Source organism: Roseibium sp. RKSG952 (genome assembly GCF_009711355.1).
Genome location: NZ_SMMF01000961.1, coordinates 184,726 through 201,182, shown reverse-complemented (window position 1 = coordinate 201,182; position 16,457 = coordinate 184,726). Strand labels below are relative to the sequence as shown.

General features: G+C 55.7%; 17 protein-coding genes. 12 read left to right on the top strand and 5 right to left on the bottom strand.

Features of this window, described 5'->3' with window-relative positions; genetic code table 11:
* Positions 1–2: 2 nt before the first annotated feature.
* The 4 genes from E1297_RS43595 to E1297_RS43580 all read right to left on the bottom strand — a co-directional run bounded on the left by E1297_RS43595 (position 3) and on the right by E1297_RS43580 (position 4,528).
* Positions 3–1,142 carry an efflux RND transporter periplasmic adaptor subunit gene (locus E1297_RS43595; RefSeq protein WP_155149521.1) on the bottom strand — a complete coding sequence of 380 codons (1,140 nt, stop codon included), beginning with the start codon at positions 1,140–1,142 and terminating at the stop codon, positions 3–5.
* 243 nt (positions 1,143–1,385) lie between these two features.
* A complete protein-coding gene (locus tag E1297_RS43590; RefSeq protein WP_155149518.1) occupies positions 1,386–2,294 on the bottom strand; it encodes a complex I NDUFA9 subunit family protein in 909 nt (302 codons plus the stop codon).
* A 36-nt stretch (positions 2,295–2,330) separates the two neighbouring features.
* Positions 2,331–3,098: a slipin family protein gene (locus tag E1297_RS43585; protein WP_244328098.1), complete on the bottom strand. Its 768-nt coding sequence runs from the start codon at positions 3,096–3,098 to the stop codon at positions 2,331–2,333.
* Positions 3,098–4,528 (bottom strand): nodulation protein NfeD, encoded by a 1,431-nt coding sequence (locus E1297_RS43580; protein ID WP_155149516.1) that lies wholly within the window; start codon positions 4,526–4,528, stop codon positions 3,098–3,100. Before E1297_RS43580 ends, E1297_RS43585 begins: the two co-directional genes overlap by 1 nt.
* A gap of 323 nt (positions 4,529–4,851) precedes the next feature.
* Here E1297_RS43580 and E1297_RS43575 point away from each other — a divergent pair, with 323 nt between their 5' ends.
* The 6 genes from E1297_RS43575 to E1297_RS43550 are packed head-to-tail and all read left to right on the top strand — an operon-like array spanning position 4,852 to position 9,544.
* The gene (locus E1297_RS43575; protein WP_155149513.1) at positions 4,852–6,840 is read left to right on the top strand and encodes a TonB-dependent receptor; all 1,989 of its coding nucleotides are present in this window, start codon (positions 4,852–4,854) and stop codon (positions 6,838–6,840) included.
* A gap of 20 nt (positions 6,841–6,860) precedes the next feature.
* Positions 6,861–7,301, top strand: coding sequence for a hypothetical protein (locus tag E1297_RS43570; RefSeq protein WP_209016345.1), 441 nt, complete (start codon positions 6,861–6,863; stop codon positions 7,299–7,301).
* Between the two features lie 3 nt (positions 7,302–7,304).
* Positions 7,305–7,973 carry a MotA/TolQ/ExbB proton channel family protein gene (locus E1297_RS43565; protein WP_155149512.1) on the top strand — a complete coding sequence of 223 codons (669 nt, stop codon included), beginning with the start codon at positions 7,305–7,307 and terminating at the stop codon, positions 7,971–7,973.
* Entirely contained in the window at positions 7,963–8,334 is a 372-nt protein-coding gene (locus E1297_RS43560) for a biopolymer transporter ExbD (RefSeq protein WP_155149510.1), read from the top strand. Before E1297_RS43565 ends, E1297_RS43560 begins: the two co-directional genes overlap by 11 nt.
* Positions 8,331–8,726, top strand: a complete 396-nt coding sequence (locus tag E1297_RS43555) for a biopolymer transporter ExbD (protein WP_155149509.1) — start codon at positions 8,331–8,333, stop codon at positions 8,724–8,726. The genes E1297_RS43560 and E1297_RS43555 overlap by 4 nt, the downstream gene beginning before the upstream one ends.
* Entirely contained in the window at positions 8,723–9,544 is an 822-nt protein-coding gene (locus E1297_RS43550) for a TonB family protein (protein ID WP_155149507.1), read from the top strand. Before E1297_RS43555 ends, E1297_RS43550 begins: the two co-directional genes overlap by 4 nt.
* Positions 9,545–9,819: 275 nt before the next feature.
* Here E1297_RS43550 and hpaR read toward each other — a convergent pair whose 3' ends face one another.
* Positions 9,820–10,260 (bottom strand): homoprotocatechuate degradation operon regulator HpaR, encoded by a 441-nt coding sequence (gene hpaR / locus E1297_RS43545; RefSeq protein ID WP_155149505.1) that lies wholly within the window; start codon positions 10,258–10,260, stop codon positions 9,820–9,822.
* Positions 10,261–10,367: 107 nt separating this feature from the next.
* On the opposite strand from hpaR, the gene E1297_RS43540 reads away from it, so the two are divergent.
* From E1297_RS43540 to hpaH, 6 genes are read left to right on the top strand one after another with little or no spacing between them, the layout of a single operon-like run.
* Positions 10,368–10,766 carry a 5-carboxymethyl-2-hydroxymuconate Delta-isomerase gene (locus E1297_RS43540; RefSeq protein ID WP_155149503.1) on the top strand — a complete coding sequence of 133 codons (399 nt, stop codon included), beginning with the start codon at positions 10,368–10,370 and terminating at the stop codon, positions 10,764–10,766.
* Between the two features lie 3 nt (positions 10,767–10,769).
* Positions 10,770–12,281, top strand: coding sequence for a 5-carboxymethyl-2-hydroxymuconate semialdehyde dehydrogenase (gene hpaE, locus E1297_RS43535; protein WP_155149502.1), 1,512 nt, complete (start codon positions 10,770–10,772; stop codon positions 12,279–12,281).
* 53 nt (positions 12,282–12,334) lie between these two features.
* A complete protein-coding gene (gene hpaD, locus E1297_RS43530) occupies positions 12,335–13,318 on the top strand; it encodes a 3,4-dihydroxyphenylacetate 2,3-dioxygenase (RefSeq protein WP_155149500.1) in 984 nt (327 codons plus the stop codon).
* A gap of 12 nt (positions 13,319–13,330) precedes the next feature.
* Entirely contained in the window at positions 13,331–14,800 is a 1,470-nt protein-coding gene (locus E1297_RS43525) for an NAD-dependent succinate-semialdehyde dehydrogenase (RefSeq protein ID WP_155149684.1), read from the top strand.
* Positions 14,800–15,654 (top strand): fumarylacetoacetate hydrolase family protein, encoded by an 855-nt coding sequence (locus tag E1297_RS43520; RefSeq protein ID WP_155149498.1) that lies wholly within the window; start codon positions 14,800–14,802, stop codon positions 15,652–15,654. Before E1297_RS43525 ends, E1297_RS43520 begins: the two co-directional genes overlap by 1 nt.
* Positions 15,651–16,451: a 2-oxo-hept-4-ene-1,7-dioate hydratase gene (gene hpaH / locus E1297_RS43515; protein WP_155149496.1), complete on the top strand. Its 801-nt coding sequence runs from the start codon at positions 15,651–15,653 to the stop codon at positions 16,449–16,451. Before E1297_RS43520 ends, hpaH begins: the two co-directional genes overlap by 4 nt.
* The last annotated feature ends 6 nt before the right edge of the window (positions 16,452–16,457 follow it).

The window sequence follows — 16,457 nt, the reverse complement described above, 5'->3', positions numbered from 1 at the left end:
GCTTATTCCTTGGCTGGTTGCTTGGTGGTATCTGCCGGCTCTGCCGTGACTTCCATACCCACGCGCACCTTCTGCGCGCCTTGGGTGATCACCTTGTCGCCCTCTTTCAGCCCGTCAGTGACCACGGCCTGTGTTCCGGTAACCTCACCGGTCTTGATCGGTGTTTTTGCAACCTTCCCGTCGCTTCCGACTGTCAGGACAAAATAGCCACTCTGATCGCTTTGCAGCGCATCGGCGGGTATGGTCAGGGACTTTTTATCCGGATTGTCTATCACGTTGACCCTGGCAAGCTGATCATTCAGCAACGCCCCGTCAGGATTGGGGAAAACCCCACGGACAAGAACGGTATCCGTGCTTTCCTGAACCGTGGTATCGATGACATCCACCTTTCCCGTACTCTCATATACCTCGCCATTCGCCAGAGTAAGCTGAAGCGTGACTTTACCACCCTGCAGGTTTTTGCCCTTTTTCTGGAAATCAAGCAGTTGCGCATTGGCTACCGGAAAGGAAACATAGATCGGATCAATGCTGGTCAACGTCAGAAGCGTGCCGCTTTGCGGACCCACATAGGCACCCTTGCTAAGGTCTGTCAGACCGATACGCCCGTCAAAAGGTGCTGCGATTTTGGTGTAGGAAAGCTGAATCTGAGCATCCTGCAAGCTGCCCTGCAACTGGGTGATCAAACCATCTGCCTGACCCTGCTCGGCTTGTGCCTTCTGGACGACATTTTCCGGCGTGTCCCCTTTGGCAAATAGTTTTTGCTGACGGTCCAATTCGATATCGGCCAGAGTTTTCTGCGCCTTCGCGGATTCAATCTGGCCCTGAATCTGAGTGATATCGGCCTGATAGGAATCTTCTTCAATCTCGATCAGGACATCTCCTGATGCGACCTTTGCACCGTCTTTGAAATTGATGTTTTCAATGAAACCATCAACGCGAGCGATGATATCGACCGAGTCAATCGCCTCGATGCGACCAAGATAGGTATCGCTGTATGTGACCGCCGTCATCGATGCTTCTGCGACCACCACGCTCGGCTTGGGAGGGGCCTCTGTCTGCGCCTCAACCGGGGCGGACGACAGGATGAATGCCAACAAACATAGTGTCGAACCCGATACGAAGCCTGATTTTGTGAAATACATTGCAAACCCTTGGTAATTTATTTTGCATAGCCCCGCCGCAACGTGGCAGCCCACCCAAAGAATGAGACTGCAACAGATCTGCGAGCGAAGTCACGAAAAAGATCGAAGCAGGGAGCACAATTGACCAAGATATAGCGTGACGCAATAGAAAGTGCCGGATCAACAACTTGGCGACAGATCCTCATCAGCGTCACGATAGTGCCCAGCTCCACTGGTTCGTACCGGTCTAAAACGGCAGTTGGCTCAGATCAAACCCAGAGCAACAGCAGATTGTGGATGGATTTCAAGATCGGAAAAGGTCGCGACATTGTCCCCAACAACGTTGTCCTGCCGCATAAGCGCCACCTGAGCGGTCGTAATAGGCGGCTGGGGCAAAGCCGCCATCGTCATAGCAAGCAGCCACCAGAGCTGGTAGGGCACAGGTACTAGCAACCTCTTTTTGCCGCCGCGCCGCGCCAGTCTTTGGACTATATCCTTGTAGGTGAGGACATCTGGCCCACCTAATTCGTAAATGCGCCCGCGAGCATCGGAAAATCCGGAGACACGAACCGCGGCCCTCGCAACATCACCGACCCAGACCGGCTGCAACTGAACACTTCCATCCCCGAACAACGGAAAAATCGGCATGCGTTGTACGATCGCGCCGAGGTCGCAAAAAAAAGCACCGCTTCGGCTAAACAAAACACTTGGGCGCAGTATCGTAGCATCCGGACAGGCGCAAAGAACTACTCTTTCTCCTTCCGCCCGCGCACGCACATAGGCGGATCGAGAATTGCGATCAGCTCCGATCCCGGAGACATGAATCAGGGATCTGACACCAACCGAGATCGCAGCCTCGGCGACGGAGCGCGCACCGATCACATGGATATCCTGAAAAGTTTCCGAGCGGGTTTCGCTATAAAATCCGATACAATTGACGACGACGGCAGCGCCATTGAAGACACGCCGCAACCTCTCTGGTTCCTTCAAATCACACCGCACCACACCAACAGAGCTCTCATCACCAATGCCCAGTTGAACAGCATTTTCTGGAAATCGCGTCGCAACGCTGACGATGAACCCCGCTTCCTTCAATTCCCGGACAACTCTGCGTCCGAGGAATCCAGTGCCGCCAAGAACGACCGCCGTTTCTCCGGTCTTTGTCGTGGCCATGGCCGCCTCCTGTGATGCTGCGCTTCACCGCTTGCTTCAATCGTCCGACTTTGAGGATTTGGGCAACAGATCAATGGGCAAAGGAAACACGACCGTCGTTGTACCATCTGCGGCGATATCGTTGAGAGCGTTGAAATAGCGCAGTTGCATGGAGTTTGGCTGGGTCGCCAGAAGTTTGCCCGCTTCGACCAGTTTCGACGCCGCCTGAAACTCACCTTGTGCATTGATGACCCGTGCCCGTCGCAAACGTTCAGCCTCTGCCTGTTTGGCAATGGCACGCACCATGCTCTCGTCGATATCCACGTGCTTGATTTCAACATTCGCTACCTTGATGCCCCAAGCGTCCGTCTGGCGATCCAAGATCTCCTGGATGTCAGCATTTAGCTTGTCCCGCTCAGCCAGCATCTCGTCCAGTTCGTGCTTGCCTAGAACCGACCGCAAAGTAGTTTGTGCCAATTGGCTGACGGCGGCCCGGAAATCAGCCACGTTGATGATTGCCCGCTGCGGATCGACGATACGAAAGTAAATCACCGCGTTAACCTTGACCGAGACATTGTCACGGCTGATCACGTCCTGACTGGGCACATCTTCCACGAACATACGCAGGTCGGTGCGCACAAGCTGCTGTACCACCGGAATGATCAGAACAAAGCCCGGTCCCGAAACCCGAGTGAACCGCCCCAGAGTGAACAACACCCCGCGCTCATACTCCCGAAAGATGTAGATTGCTGCCTGCAGGAACAGGAAGACCAGCACCAACGCGATGAGATAGGCGATCCATTCAAACTGGAATGCTTGCATCATCAAACCCCTCCACCAGTTTCAGATTGCTTGTCCATCGCCGGGCCGACACGCAGCGTTAGCCCGTCGACCCCCAAAACGCGCACCTCTTGACCAGGCCGCAAGTCGGCATTTCCATCGGCCTTCCAGCGCTCGCCCTCGACCCAAACAAACCCGACCCCATCGGACCAATCCAATACGCGCGCTGGCGCCCCGATCATCCGGTTTGCGCCCGTAACCGGCGCACGCTGGTAGGTCTGAATCGTATATCCAAGAAGTACAGCCAGGATCGATGCGCTGACCATCGCCATGACACCGATCAGCCACCACGAGACACGGTAGGCCTCGACTTCCGTGTCCACAAGCATCGCTGCTCCCAGAGAGAAAGCGATGATCCCACCCAGCCCCAGCACCCCGAAACTGGGCGAGAAAGCTTCGGCCACCATGAATGCGATACCAAGGCCGATAAGTGCCAGCCCGGCGTAATCAAGAGGCAGTTGATTGAGCGCATAGAGCCCCAGCGTCAAGCAGATCGCACCAACCACTCCGGGAACAACAGCCCCAGGGTTCCAGAACTCGAATATCAGGCCATAAACACCCAACATCATCAGCACCAATGCCACGTTCGGGTTTGAAAGGATGCTGAGTATGCGTGTGACTGTCCCCATCTCGATCCGTTCCACGGGCAGACCTGAGACCTTCAGCGTTTCTCGGGTTTCACCCATCACCACGCTGCGCCCATCCGCATCCCGCAACAGCCCATGTAAATCCGAAGCCATCAGGTCGATGACATTCAGTTCCAGTGCCTGTGTTGCAGACAGACTCTCTGCTTGCCGCACCGCACTTTCGGCCCAGTCCGCGTTGCGATCGTGCATTTCTGCCAGACTGCGGATCAGGGCCGCCGCATCGTTTGTGGCCTTGGCCGACATGATATCCTTTGGGGCCAGCGGATCGTCAGAGGTACCCTCTTCAGTCTCGTCACTCTTCTCGTCCGCAGCATCGGGGGGTTGCCCAGGCAAGCCACCAGGAAGACCACCAATTGCAACTGGTGTGGCCGCACCCAGATTGGTTCCCGGTGCCATTGCTGCAACATGGCTGGCATAGAGGATATAGGTACCTGCGCTGGCGGCATGGGCACCCGGAGGCGCGACATAGGTAATTACCGGAACTGGTGAAAGCAGTATCTCGGAAATAATCTCGCGCGTTGCGTCAGCCAGCCCTCCCGGGGTGTTGAGCTGAAATACGACAGCAGAGGTTGGTTGGTTCCTTGAGCCCTCAAGAACGCGGGCAACATGATGCACTGTTGCCGGACCAATTGGTCCTTCGATCACCGTGTGCAACACGCGGTTCTCAGTTGCCTCTGCCGTATCAACCTGACCATCTAAACGGTCTGCTGACAGAAAGGCCAGAATAATAAGACAGAGGAATCGTAGCTGTTGCTTCGCAAGCTCCATCTCTGCTTCTCCAGAACATAAGGTAGAGCGATCCGCCGTGGGCTCAAATCACCGACAGAATTTGCACTGCTTGTTCGAGCGCGTGGCCACGGTCACAAGATTGATCGCAAGGCTATACTGCCTCTGCATTCATTGTGACCTCACAGGCCGCTGCCGGACGTTGCGTAGTCAATATTGATATATAGATTGTTTGTTGACTATTTTAGTAAGCTTTATTAACGGTCCCACGTCACTGAACAGTGATTCAAGAAACAAGACCAAAACAGACCACCGCCAGCTTAGTGCAAGCCCTTCCGGTCCAAGTGTGTATCGAAGGGACAGAAATGCGTGCACAATTTCGAATGATGAGGCTTTTGGGCACAGCCTCTTGCCTGAGCATAATCGCAGCAGGGGCTTTGGCGCAGGAACAGGGACAAGAACAGGAAGATGGCTTCCTGGGCACCTTGGAACTGAGTGAAAGTAAACGTGAGATCCAGACAGGCACGGCAATTCCGATCACAAACATTGATCAGGAAGAGATCAATGATCGACAGGCCAATACTGTTGCAGAACTGATCGACACGGTTCCTGGTGTGACGCTTGTGAATGGCTCGACGCCTCAGGGGTCCGGTATAAATATCCGCGGCTTCGGCGCGAATGGTACATTCGGAACCGACCAGAAAGTTCTGATTCAGGTCGATGGCGCAACCACCGGTGCTGAAGAACTATATCGCATCGGCAACCAGCTGTTCACCGATCCGGAACTTTACAAAAGCGTATCGGTTCTACGCGGCACCGTAGGTTCATTCGAGTACGGATCCGGCGTTGTTGGTGGTGCAATTCTGCTGGAAACCAAAGACGCCTCTGACTTCACCGGAGGTCAACCTGGCTTCCGCTTCCGACAAACCTTTGGCGGAGCATCAAATGGCGATGCCTTCCTGTCCTCATCCATTTTGGCATGGCAACCGACCGAGCAGTATGAGTTCTTGCTGAACTACACTCACCGCGAACAGAGCGATCAGAAAGATGGCGGCGGTGAGACCATCGGAAACAGTGCATTTGAGCTGCCGTCATACCTTGCGAAAGCCAAATTCTCATTCGGTGACAATCTCGAGCACTCTCTGACCGCGTCTTGGAACAACTCGACCTCTCAGGAAAGAGATGTCCCTTACGACTCGTTTGGAACGACTTCCGGTGCTTTTGGGAATGTCGACAGAGATATCGAGACGGCTGTTGGTATCTTGCGCTATCAATATCGACCTGCAGACAATGATCTGATCGATCTTGACGTCAATCTGAGCTACTCGGATCAGCAAATCGACAGTTCTGCCGTAGGACGTCCTTCGCCACTGCTGGACGCCGATCACCGGTATGAAACGACTAAGCTGACGGTCAAGAACACAGCTTATTTCCAGACCGGAATAGTCAATCACGACCTGCGCGTCGGTGTTGAATACATCAACCGCGAACGGCTTGATGCGTTTGCAGCGCCCGGTGGAACGGATCGTCGATTTGCATTCTTTGCAATTGACGACATGCAGGTAGGTGAAAACTGGACAATCACACCCGCCATTCGCTACGAGACCCAATCGATCAAAGGCGACGCGGACCAAAGCCCGCCCGACAACGCCAGCTACAACAACAATGCCCTGATGGGCGGGTTGTCGGCACGTTACGAATTCGAAAGTGGTTTCGCGGTATTTGCCAGCGGTGCCTATACGGAGAATCTGCCGATCATCGACGATCTTGGAACTCCGTTGTTCATGACCCAGCCCGAGAAATCGACGACCTGGGAAGCTGGCTTCTCATATGACCGTGGCGATGTGTTTTCCTCTGGTGACGTTATACGTGCCAAAGTCAACCTGTACGATACAACCCTGCGGGACATCACGTCGTATCGTAATCTTGACGAAGTCAACGCTCAGGGCGTTGAGATCGAAGCATCCTATGCACATGCAAGCGGCTTCTACGTCGACTTCAATGCCAACGTGACAGATGCGACAGAAACCAACAACACCGGGGCTGAATCCCGCTGGCGCAACGAACCGGCAGACACAGCCCGCCTTACACTCGGCAAACGGTTTGGTGAAACGCTGGATGTAAGCTGGGAAATCTTGGGTGCCAAAGCGGTTCAAACCAACGGCCGTACTCTGGCTGCCGGGTATGGTGTGAATACACTGCGCGCAACCTACCTGCCGCAAGAAGGCGTCCTTGAAGGTTTCGAGTTCCGCGTCGGGATCGAGAACATCCTGGACAAGAACTACCTGCCGTATCTGTCGACCCGAAATGCACCAGGTCGCAACTTCAAGCTGACACTGGCGAAAACCTTCTGAACCAATCGAAAGGACCGACAATGAAGAAAACCCATTTTCGCAACATTGTCCGAGCGGTCCCGACAATCCTGCCCCTGATCACAGGGGCAGGATTTGCCGCAGCTCAGGAACCCCCCGGTGTTATGATCGAACTGAGTTCGGCGGAAGCCAAAGACGACGGCTGCCTGCTGAATTTTCTGATCGAGAACAGCAATCCGGATGATATTTCCTCAGCGGTTTATGAGGTCGTCCTTTTCGGCGAAGAGGGAGAGGTTTCGTTGCTGACTCTGCTCGACTTCGCCGAACTACCCACCGGACGCCCGAGGGTAAGACAGTTTCAGTTCAACGACAGACAGTGCGACCAGATCGGAGGAATTCTGATCAACGGCGCAGCGACCTGCGAGATTAACGGCAATTCGACAGACGCCTGCATGGATGGACTGCGTCTCAAAAGCCGGCTTGAAACAGAGATGATCGGTTAACCAATGTCAGATCTTCACAATACCCTACTGGAAATACTCGAACTTGGCGGCCCGGTTGTCGCCATTCTGATCGCAGCATCAATCGCCACGCTGTCATTGGTCCTGTATAAGCTGTGGCAATATAAAGTTGCGGGCGTTGGACGCCATCTGGAACTCTCTCTTGCGATTGAAGCCTGGGACAGACATGACCGCGACGCAGCGCTGGCCCATTTACGCAAAAGCCGCAGCTATCTGGAACCTGTGGTCCGGATGGCACTTTCAGGCGGAGATCAGACACTCTCGGACCGCGTCGATGCTGAGGCCGAAGAACGCTTTGCCCGGCTGGAACGCGGATTGAATGTTCTGGATATGGTGTCACAACTCGCACCTCTTCTGGGGCTGTTTGGAACCGTACTCGGAATGATCGAAGCCTTTCAGGAGCTTCAGGGCGCCGGAAGCGCGGTGGACCCTTCGCTATTGGCTGGCGGTATCTGGGTAGCCCTTATGACGACCGCCGCAGGTTTGGCGGTGGCGATGCCCACCTCTTTGATCCTGACCTGGTTCGAGGCTCGTATGCGACGCGAACGCATTTTTGCGAACCGGGCTCTGCGGACGATCTTTGCACCCGGTCACGCGGAAGAGGAACCGCTGGGCGCCACCCTCGCGACCACGAAACTGGCTCATGGCGCTTGACACCCGGAAAAAACGGCGCAAGCGCCTGTCACTGACATCGCTGATCGATGTCATTTTTCTGCTTCTGCTGTTCTTCATGCTCAGTTCGACCTTTTCAAAATTTGGCGAGATCGAACTGACTTCGGCAGGGGCTGGCGGCAGCACACAGGAAAGCACCATTCGCTTTCTGAAACTCGAGGCCGAGCGCATCACACTTGATGGCAAACCCCTGCCCCTCGACCAGCTTGGGGCAGCTTTGCAAAGTGACAAGCACCAGACGGTGCTGATCAGTCTCGAAAAAGAAGCAAGCTCGCAGCAACTTATTGACCTGCTGACGGTACTGCGCCCCATGAAGATGCTACAGACACGGGTGCTGGGATGATCAGTCTTGATCCAAAATCTGATCAGGCCAAAGAGCCGACAATTGCACTTATCAATGTCGTCTTTCTGATGCTGGTCTTCTTCATGATCGCGGGCAGTATCGCGCCGCCGCTCAGCAACTCTGTGCAGCTTGCAGAGACACGGGATCTGGAAGGGCGCGAACCGCCGGATGCATTGGTGATCCGAGCTGACGGCGTTCTCGAATATCGTGGTGCCGAACTGACCTCGGTTGGCGCATATGTAGACCGCGCAGCGCTGGAATTGCCGCTGGATAGTGTTCGGGTCGTCCCGGATCGGGCCTTGCCAGCAACGGAGCTGGTGAAGGTCAGCACAGAGTTGCGCGGCCTTGGGGCCAAAAAGATCTTCGTCGTCACTGAAAGAGCGCTGCAATGATCCCGAGTTCCCGTACTGCGGCCATCATCGCCGTCCTGCTGGCCCTCGCCACCCACAGCGTTGCGCTGCACGATTTCTCAGCAAAGGAAGAGATACAGATCGAAGGCGGTGGATCTGTAGAGGTTGCTGCGTTGGGTTCCTCTTTTGAAGACTACACAGCGGGAACTGCAGCAGCAGCTGAAGTCACCAAACAACATACCGCTGAAACACCCGAACAATCAAAACCTGTAGACCCTTCCAAACAGGTGACAGAACCAGAGACCGCTGCTGCAGTCAGTCCGGCACCGGCAGCCGCCTCAGCCACACCTGTCGTTGCCGTTCAAAAACCGGCCACGCAACAACAGGCCATGAAACCGGTCGAGCAGGCCGAAACAAAAGCTGTGCCAGAGCAAAGCAAAGTCAAAAAAACTGAACCCGAACCAGAGGCGAAAAGTCAGGTCGCGGCGCAGCAGGGGAATTCTAAGAACAATGCCAAAAAAGGCAGTGAGGCTGGCGAGACAAGCAAGGGCGCTGCAAATGCGCAAAAAGCCAAGGTCAATTCCGCAAAGCAAGGCAATGCCGAGGCGAGCAATTATGCCGGACTGGTCAAGCGTGCCATCATGCGCGCGCGCCGAAAAAGCGTCAACATCCGGGGCGCTGCACTGGTATCATTTCGCATTGCCGATAACGGCTCTTTGCTGTCGGCCTCGATAAGCCGCAGCTCGGGATCAAAGCGACTGGATCAGGTCGCACTTGCACAGGTAAAAGCCGCGGCTCCTTTTCCTCCGCCACCGCCCTCTGCCAGACGGGATTTCACCATCAAAATCGTCGGAAAATAGTGAAAGTCTGCTTCTCACGGTGCTGGTGCTTATCCATCGGCAGGCAGAATGGCCTGCCTCCCTGCCCCGATTTGCAATAGAGGTCGATAAGGTTCTGCAACGCGTGGCGATATCGACGTTGTGTTTGTCAACGGCTACGGCTTCCTTCGGCATAGGGGTGGGCCGCTTTACTTTCAGAATTCACTGAAGCCCTCATCCTGAGGCAACGCGGTATTCCGATCAGCCAAGCAGTCCTCAATCGATACCCAAGTGCGCAAGCTGATCGCCTTAGGGGATCAGACCCTGACCGCCTGCAGCTCCTCAAGCAAGTCCAGTAGCTGATCAAGCTTCTCCTGCCCCATCTGCTGTTCGATGCTGCTGTAAATCGCCAGCGAGGTCGCAAGATTTTCTTCGAGTATGAGGCGACCACTATCAGTGATCGTTACCATGGTGCGCCGCTTGTCCTGACTGTCCTGACGACGAGTGACATGACCGTCAGCCTCCATCGTCCGAAGGATACGGGTAAGGCTGGGCAGCAGCAGACAGGCCTCTTTCGAGATCGTGCTCTGCTCCACTTCTCCCATCTCATCGAGAACGCGAAGGATTCTCCACTTTTGCTCGGTCAGCTGGATGCCTTGCAACATGTCGCGAATTGGCGCCATGACGGTTTCGCGCGCGCGCAGCAAGGCGATGGGCAAAGCACGCGAGGTGCTGGTGGTATGGCTTTGTACAGTCATATCCGCGTTCTAGAGACCTGATCCGGGAATTGCAAAGATTAACAAAGCAAGTTCTTGACAGTGTCGATATCATTTACTAAACATGTTTACTAATTAGAGGAGACCACATGCCCCACTTCCACGTCGAATATTCCGGCAATCTCGAGGATCGGATCGACATGGCTGGCCTGTGTGAATGCATACGGTCAACCGCAGCCGAGATTGATACCTTTCCCATGCCCGGCATCCGCGTGCGCGCAACAAGGGTCGATCACTACTCCATCGCCGATGGTAACCCTGATCATGGCTTTATTGATATCTCGATCCGGTTGCGCGCCGGGCGTTCCGACGAAGTCAAACAGGATGCCGCCCAACAGATATTCGAAGCCGCAAAGGCGTATCTGGCCCCGGCCTTCTCGCAATACTCCATCGCGCTATCGCTCGAAATGCGCGACATCGACCCCGACCTTTCACCCAAAACTGGCACGATCCGTGACCATTTGGGACCAAGCACTCAGGAGACCTGACGCATGAGCGCACTGGACACCAATATCGAAAAACTGACCGGCTATCTGGCGCGCTTCAGGCAAGGCGGGATCAAGAACCGTATCGCTGGCAAAGATAAGGACGGCACAGCAGGTGTGTTCCAATCTACATCACCGGTCGACAAGTCAGTGATCTGCGATGTGGCACATGGCACCGCACAGGACATTAATGTCGCCGCCAAAGCCGCCGCTGATGCCTTTCCGGAATGGCGCGACATGCCCGCCACCGAACGCCGCAAAATCCTGCTGAATGTCGCTGATGCGATCGAGGCACGCGCCGAAGAAATTGCCCTGTGCGAATGCTGGGATACCGGCCAGACCATCCGTTTCATGTCCAAAGCGGCCCTGCGCGGCGCAGAGAACTTTCGCTACTTCGCAGATCAGGTTGTTCAGGCGCGGGACGGGCAGCATCTGAAATCCCCAACGCTGATGAATGTCACCAGCCGCGTACCAATCGGACCGGTGGGTGTGATTACCCCATGGAACACACCGTTTATGCTGTCCACGTGGAAGATTGCACCCGCGCTGGCCGCAGGCTGTACAGTGGTCCACAAACCAGCCGAAGACTCGCCGCTGACGGCAAGGTTGCTGGTTGAGATCGCGGAAGAGGCCGGACTACCCAAAGGTGTGCTGAACACCGTGAACGGGTATGGCCCCGATGCAGGCAAAGCTCTGTGCGAACACCCGCTGCTGAAAGCGATCGCTTTTGTGGGCGAAAGCCGCACCGGCAGCCTGATTGTGAAACAGGGTGCCGATACCCACAAACGAAACCACCTTGAACTGGGCGGCAAAAACCCGGTCATCGTCTTCGACGACGCTGATCTGGATCGGGCGCTGGATGCCGTGATTTTCATGATCTATTCGATCAACGGAGAACGCTGCACATCATCTTCACGCCTGTTGATCCAGGACACGATCAAGGAAGAATTCGAGGCGCAACTGATCGAGCGGGTGAACAATATCAAGGTCGGTCACCCGCTGGATCCGGCGACCGAAATCGGCCCGCTGGTCACTCAGGAACATTACGACAAGGTCACCAGCTATTTCGACATCGCCAAAGAAGATGGCGCCACCGTTGCAGCTGGAGGGGGCAAGGTAGGCGACGAAGGCTATTTTGTACGCCCCACCCTGTTCACCAATGCAAGCAACGATATGCGCATTGCGCGGGAAGAGATCTTTGGCCCTGTCCTGACTTCGATCCCGTTCACAACCGAAGATGAAGCCCTGCGGATTGCCAACGACACACCCTATGGTCTGACCGGCTATGTCTGGACCAATGATCTGACGCGCGCGCTTCGGTTTACCGACAAGCTCGAGGCCGGAATGATCTGGGTGAACTCGGAGAATGTACGCCACCTGCCCACACCATTCGGCGGGGTCAAAGCATCGGGCATCGGCCGCGACGGCGGTGACTGGAGCTTTGAATTCTACATGGAGCAAAAGCACATCGGCTTTGCCACTGGCCAGCACAAGATCATGCAATTGGGCAAGCTCTAACGGCAGGCCCCGATCCAAGACGCGCGAAACCACACCAACTCCAGGAGGCTTCAATGCCCGTTCCCGCCCCCAATCTGTATCCTGATTTCAACACGATCCGCCTGAGCCACGTCTGCCTGAATGTCAGTGATCTGGCCGCATCGTGTAAGTTCTATTCCGAAGTTCTGGGCCTGCAGGTTTCAGACGAGAGCGACACCCATGTCTATCTGCGAGCCATGGAAGAGCGTGGTCATCATTGTGTGATCCTGCAGAAATCAGATCAACCGGGCACCGTCGAAGTCATGGGGTTCAAGACCTTCGATGAAGCGGACTTGGACCGGGCCGAAGCATACTTCAAAGCCAAGGGCCGTCCGACCGAATGGGTTGAGCGTCCTTATCAGGGGCGGACACTCCTGACCTCGGACAATATGGGAATCCCGCTGGAGTTCTATCACAAGATGGACCGGTTGGAGCCGATCCATCAGAAATACGCCCTCTATCGTGGGGTAAAGCCGCTGCGGATCGATCACTTCAACTGTTTCTCAACCAATGTCGACGACAGTGTCGCTTTCTACAGCGATTTCGGGTTCCGCGTAACCGAATACACCGAGGATGAAGACAGCAAACGACTTTGGGCCGCATGGATGCATCGCAAAGGCGGTGTTCACGACATGGCATTCACCAACGGAACGGGCCCGCGCATGCATCACGTGGCGTTCTGGGTACCGACGCCGCTCAATATCATTGATCTGCTCGATCTGATGTCCACGACCGGCTACGTCGACAATATCGAGCGCGGACCGGGGCGGCATGGTATTTCGAACGCATTCTTCCTGTACATCCTCGACCCCGATGGTCACCGCATCGAAATCTACTGCTCGGATTACCAGACAGTCGATCCTGATCTGGAGCCGATCAAATGGGACCTGAAAGATCCACAGCGCCAAACCCTCTGGGGAGCCCCTGCCCCGCGCAGCTGGTTCGAGCACGGCACACCCTTTGTCGGTGTTGACGTGAAAGAGGCTGACCTTGCCGCCTCACCCATCATTGCGCCGTAAGGGACTGGAATGCTGGAACTGAAAGATCCCGGGCTGCTGCGTCAGGCAGCCCTTGTCGGCGATGACTGGATTGAGGCCGATGCCAAAAACGGCTTGATCGTGACCAACCCGGCTACAGGCGATATCATTGGATATGTTCCCAATCTGGGGGCTGAAGAGACACGCGCAGCCATCAAAGCGGCTCAAATCGCGCAAAAAATCTGGGCAAAGCGGACGGCCAAAGACCGTAGCCAGATTCTGCGTCGCTGGTTTGAGCTGATGATCGCGCATCAGGACGATCTGGGCGCGATCCTGACTGCTGAACAGGGCAAACCGCTGGCTGAAGCGAAAGGTGAGATCGCCTATGGCGCCTCCTTCATCGAATGGTTCGCCGAAGAAGCCCGGCGCGCCTATGGTGACGTCACGCCCGGCCATGCGCCGGACAAGCGGATCATCACGATTAAACAACCCATCGGTGTTGTCGCCGCGATCACACCATGGAACTTCCCCAACGCCATGATCACGCGCAAGGCAGGGCCAGCCTTTGCAGCGGGCTGTTCAATGGTGCTGAAGCCCGCCAGCCAGACCCCGTTCTCGGCAATTGCGCTGGCAGTATTGGCTGAACGGGCGGGCCTGCCCACCGGTTTGTTCTCGGTCATCACAGGCTCTGCCCGCGACATCGGCGGCGAGATGACGTCGAACAAGATCGTGCAAAAACTGACCTTTACCGGGTCGACCGAGATCGGTGCGATGCTCTATGCCCAATGCGCGCCCACGATCAAGAAACTGGGTTTGGAACTGGGCGGCAACGCACCGTTCATCGTGTTCGACGATGCAGATCTGGATGCTGCCGTCGAGGGTGCTGTAATCGCCAAATTCCGCAACAACGGCCAGACCTGTGTCTGTGCCAATCGAATTTACGTGCAGTCCGGGGTTTATGACGCCTTTGCTGAAAAGCTCGCCGCCAAGGTCGCGACCCTGCCCACCGGAAACGGGTTTGACGAGGGCATCATTTTTGGTCCGCTGATCGACCAGGCCGCCGTAGACAAGGTGACCGAACATATTACCGACGCTTCATCAAAGGGCGCTCAGATCACGCTTGGTGGCAAACAGCATGCTCTTGGCGGCACATTCTTTGAACCCACCATTCTGACCGGCGTAACGCCGGATATGGCTGTGGCCAATGAGGAAACGTTTGGCCCGGTCGCACCACTATTCAGGTTCGACACCGAAGCCGAGGTCGTCGCGGCAGCTAATGATACCGAGTTTGGGTTGGCCTCGTATTTCTATTCGCGTGACATGGCCCGCGTCTGGCGCGTCTCAGAAGCGCTTGAGTATGGCATGGTTGGCATCAACACCGGATTGATCTCAACCGCCGAAGCACCCTTTGGCGGCGTTAAAATGTCCGGACTGGGCCGCGAGGGATCGCGCCATGGTCTGGATGACTTCATGGAACTCAAATACCTATGCATGGGCGGGATCGACGCCGCCGAGGAGGTCTGATGCGCTTTGCCACCTACACCGCCAACAGCGAAACCTACTTCGGTGCAATCACCGACGAGGGGGCAATTGCTTTGAATGACGCCTTCCCGGGTCACAGCAGCCTCTATGAAGTGATCGCCGCAGGTCAGTTCGACCAATTGGCCAGTGCAGCAGAAGGAAAGCCGGTTACCCACACGGATTTCACCTATGAAATGGTCATGCCCGATGCCCGCCGTATCCTTTGCGTCGGGGTAAACTTTCCGGACCGAAATGCCGAATACAAAGATGGTAGTGAGCAGCCAAAATACATGTCGCTGTTTCCCCGCTTTGCCAACGGATTCACCGGCCATAACCGCCCTGTGATCCGCCCGCCTGAGAACCACACTCTGGACTATGAGGGCGAAGTGGCCATCGTAATCGGCAAAGCCGGGCGGCGGATTTCGCAGGTGGATGCCTATGACCACATCGCAGCACTGACATTGTGCAACGAGGGTACGATCCGTGACTGGGTGCGGCACGCCAAGTTCAACGTCACACAAGGCAAGAATTGGGACAACTCGGGCGCAATTGGCCCGTGGCTGGTGCCCTTCACCGATGCGGCGCAGCTGGATGACGCCCGCATTCAAACCCACGTAAATGGTGAATTACGTCAGGACGACACGTTGAATCGCATGATGTTCCCGATACGGCGCGAGATCGAATACATTTCGACCTTCATGACGCTACAACCTGGCGACATCATCGTCACCGGCACGCCCACAGGTGCCGGCGCACGGTTCGACCCACCCAAATACCTTGCCCCGGGTGACGTCGTTGAAATCTCGGTCGATGGGATCGGTACCTTGCGAAACACGGTTGAGGATGAACAGGTATGACACCCGAAGATCACGCCCGTGCCGCAGCAGATCTGCTGGAAGCCGAACGCACGGGCGAGCAGCTCGGTCTGCTCACGCTGCGCCACCCCGAAATGGGGATGGACGATGCTTATGAAGTACAGAACGCCATCTATCGCCAGAAACTGGCCGAAGGGCGCAAGGTGATCGGATGGAAGATCGGGCTTACCTCGAAGGCAATGCAATACGCGCTGAACATCGACATCCCCGACAGCGGCATTCTGTTCGATGACATGGCGTTTGAAAACGGTGCTACGGTGCCTGCAGGCCGGTTCATTCAGCCCCGGATCGAGGCGGAAATCGCCTTTGTCATGAAGTCAGCCGTCGGCGGGGAAAATGTTTCGCGCGACGATATAATTGCCGCAATAGACTACATTGCGCCCTCAATCGAAATCCTCGACACGCGCATTCAGCGGGTAGACCCTGCAACAGGTAAATCCCGGACCGTCTTTGACACGATCAGTGACAATGCTGCCAACGCGGGCATCGTTTTGGGAGCCGAACAACACGCCATCGATATGTTTGATTTGCGCTGGGTCGGGGCGCTGACGTTCCGAAATGGTGAGATTGAAGAGACCGGTTTGGGTGCAGGTGTACTCAACGATCCGGTTGAAAGCGTTGTCTGGCTGGCACGACGCATGGCGCAATACGGTCAAAGCATCGAACCCGGTCAGGTCATACTATCTGGCAGCTTCATTCGCCCCGTAGAATGCCCGTCAGGCACCGAGATTCACGCGGATTTCGGACCGTTCGGATCGGTCGATATCAACTTCGCCTGAAGGAGC

Coding starts and splice junctions, on each gene's coding strand:
- E1297_RS43595 (WP_155149521.1), bottom strand. CDS start 1,142: ATGTATTTCACAAAATCAGGCTTCGTATCGGGTTCGACACTATGTTTG.
- E1297_RS43590 (WP_155149518.1), bottom strand. CDS start 2,294: ATGGCCACGACAAAGACCGGAGAAACGGCGGTCGTTCTTGGCGGCACT.
- E1297_RS43585 (WP_244328098.1), bottom strand. CDS start 3,098: ATGATGCAAGCATTCCAGTTTGAATGGATCGCCTATCTCATCGCGTTG.
- E1297_RS43580 (WP_155149516.1), bottom strand. CDS start 4,528: ATGGAGCTTGCGAAGCAACAGCTACGATTCCTCTGTCTTATTATTCTG.
- E1297_RS43575 (WP_155149513.1), top strand. CDS start 4,852: ATGCGTGCACAATTTCGAATGATGAGGCTTTTGGGCACAGCCTCTTGC.
- E1297_RS43570 (WP_209016345.1), top strand. CDS start 6,861: ATGAAGAAAACCCATTTTCGCAACATTGTCCGAGCGGTCCCGACAATC.
- E1297_RS43565 (WP_155149512.1), top strand. CDS start 7,305: ATGTCAGATCTTCACAATACCCTACTGGAAATACTCGAACTTGGCGGC.
- E1297_RS43560 (WP_155149510.1), top strand. CDS start 7,963: ATGGCGCTTGACACCCGGAAAAAACGGCGCAAGCGCCTGTCACTGACA.
- E1297_RS43555 (WP_155149509.1), top strand. CDS start 8,331: ATGATCAGTCTTGATCCAAAATCTGATCAGGCCAAAGAGCCGACAATT.
- E1297_RS43550 (WP_155149507.1), top strand. CDS start 8,723: ATGATCCCGAGTTCCCGTACTGCGGCCATCATCGCCGTCCTGCTGGCC.
- hpaR (WP_155149505.1), bottom strand. CDS start 10,260: ATGACTGTACAAAGCCATACCACCAGCACCTCGCGTGCTTTGCCCATC.
- E1297_RS43540 (WP_155149503.1), top strand. CDS start 10,368: ATGCCCCACTTCCACGTCGAATATTCCGGCAATCTCGAGGATCGGATC.
- hpaE (WP_155149502.1), top strand. CDS start 10,770: ATGAGCGCACTGGACACCAATATCGAAAAACTGACCGGCTATCTGGCG.
- hpaD (WP_155149500.1), top strand. CDS start 12,335: ATGCCCGTTCCCGCCCCCAATCTGTATCCTGATTTCAACACGATCCGC.
- E1297_RS43520 (WP_155149498.1), top strand. CDS start 14,800: ATGCGCTTTGCCACCTACACCGCCAACAGCGAAACCTACTTCGGTGCA.
- hpaH (WP_155149496.1), top strand. CDS start 15,651: ATGACACCCGAAGATCACGCCCGTGCCGCAGCAGATCTGCTGGAAGCC.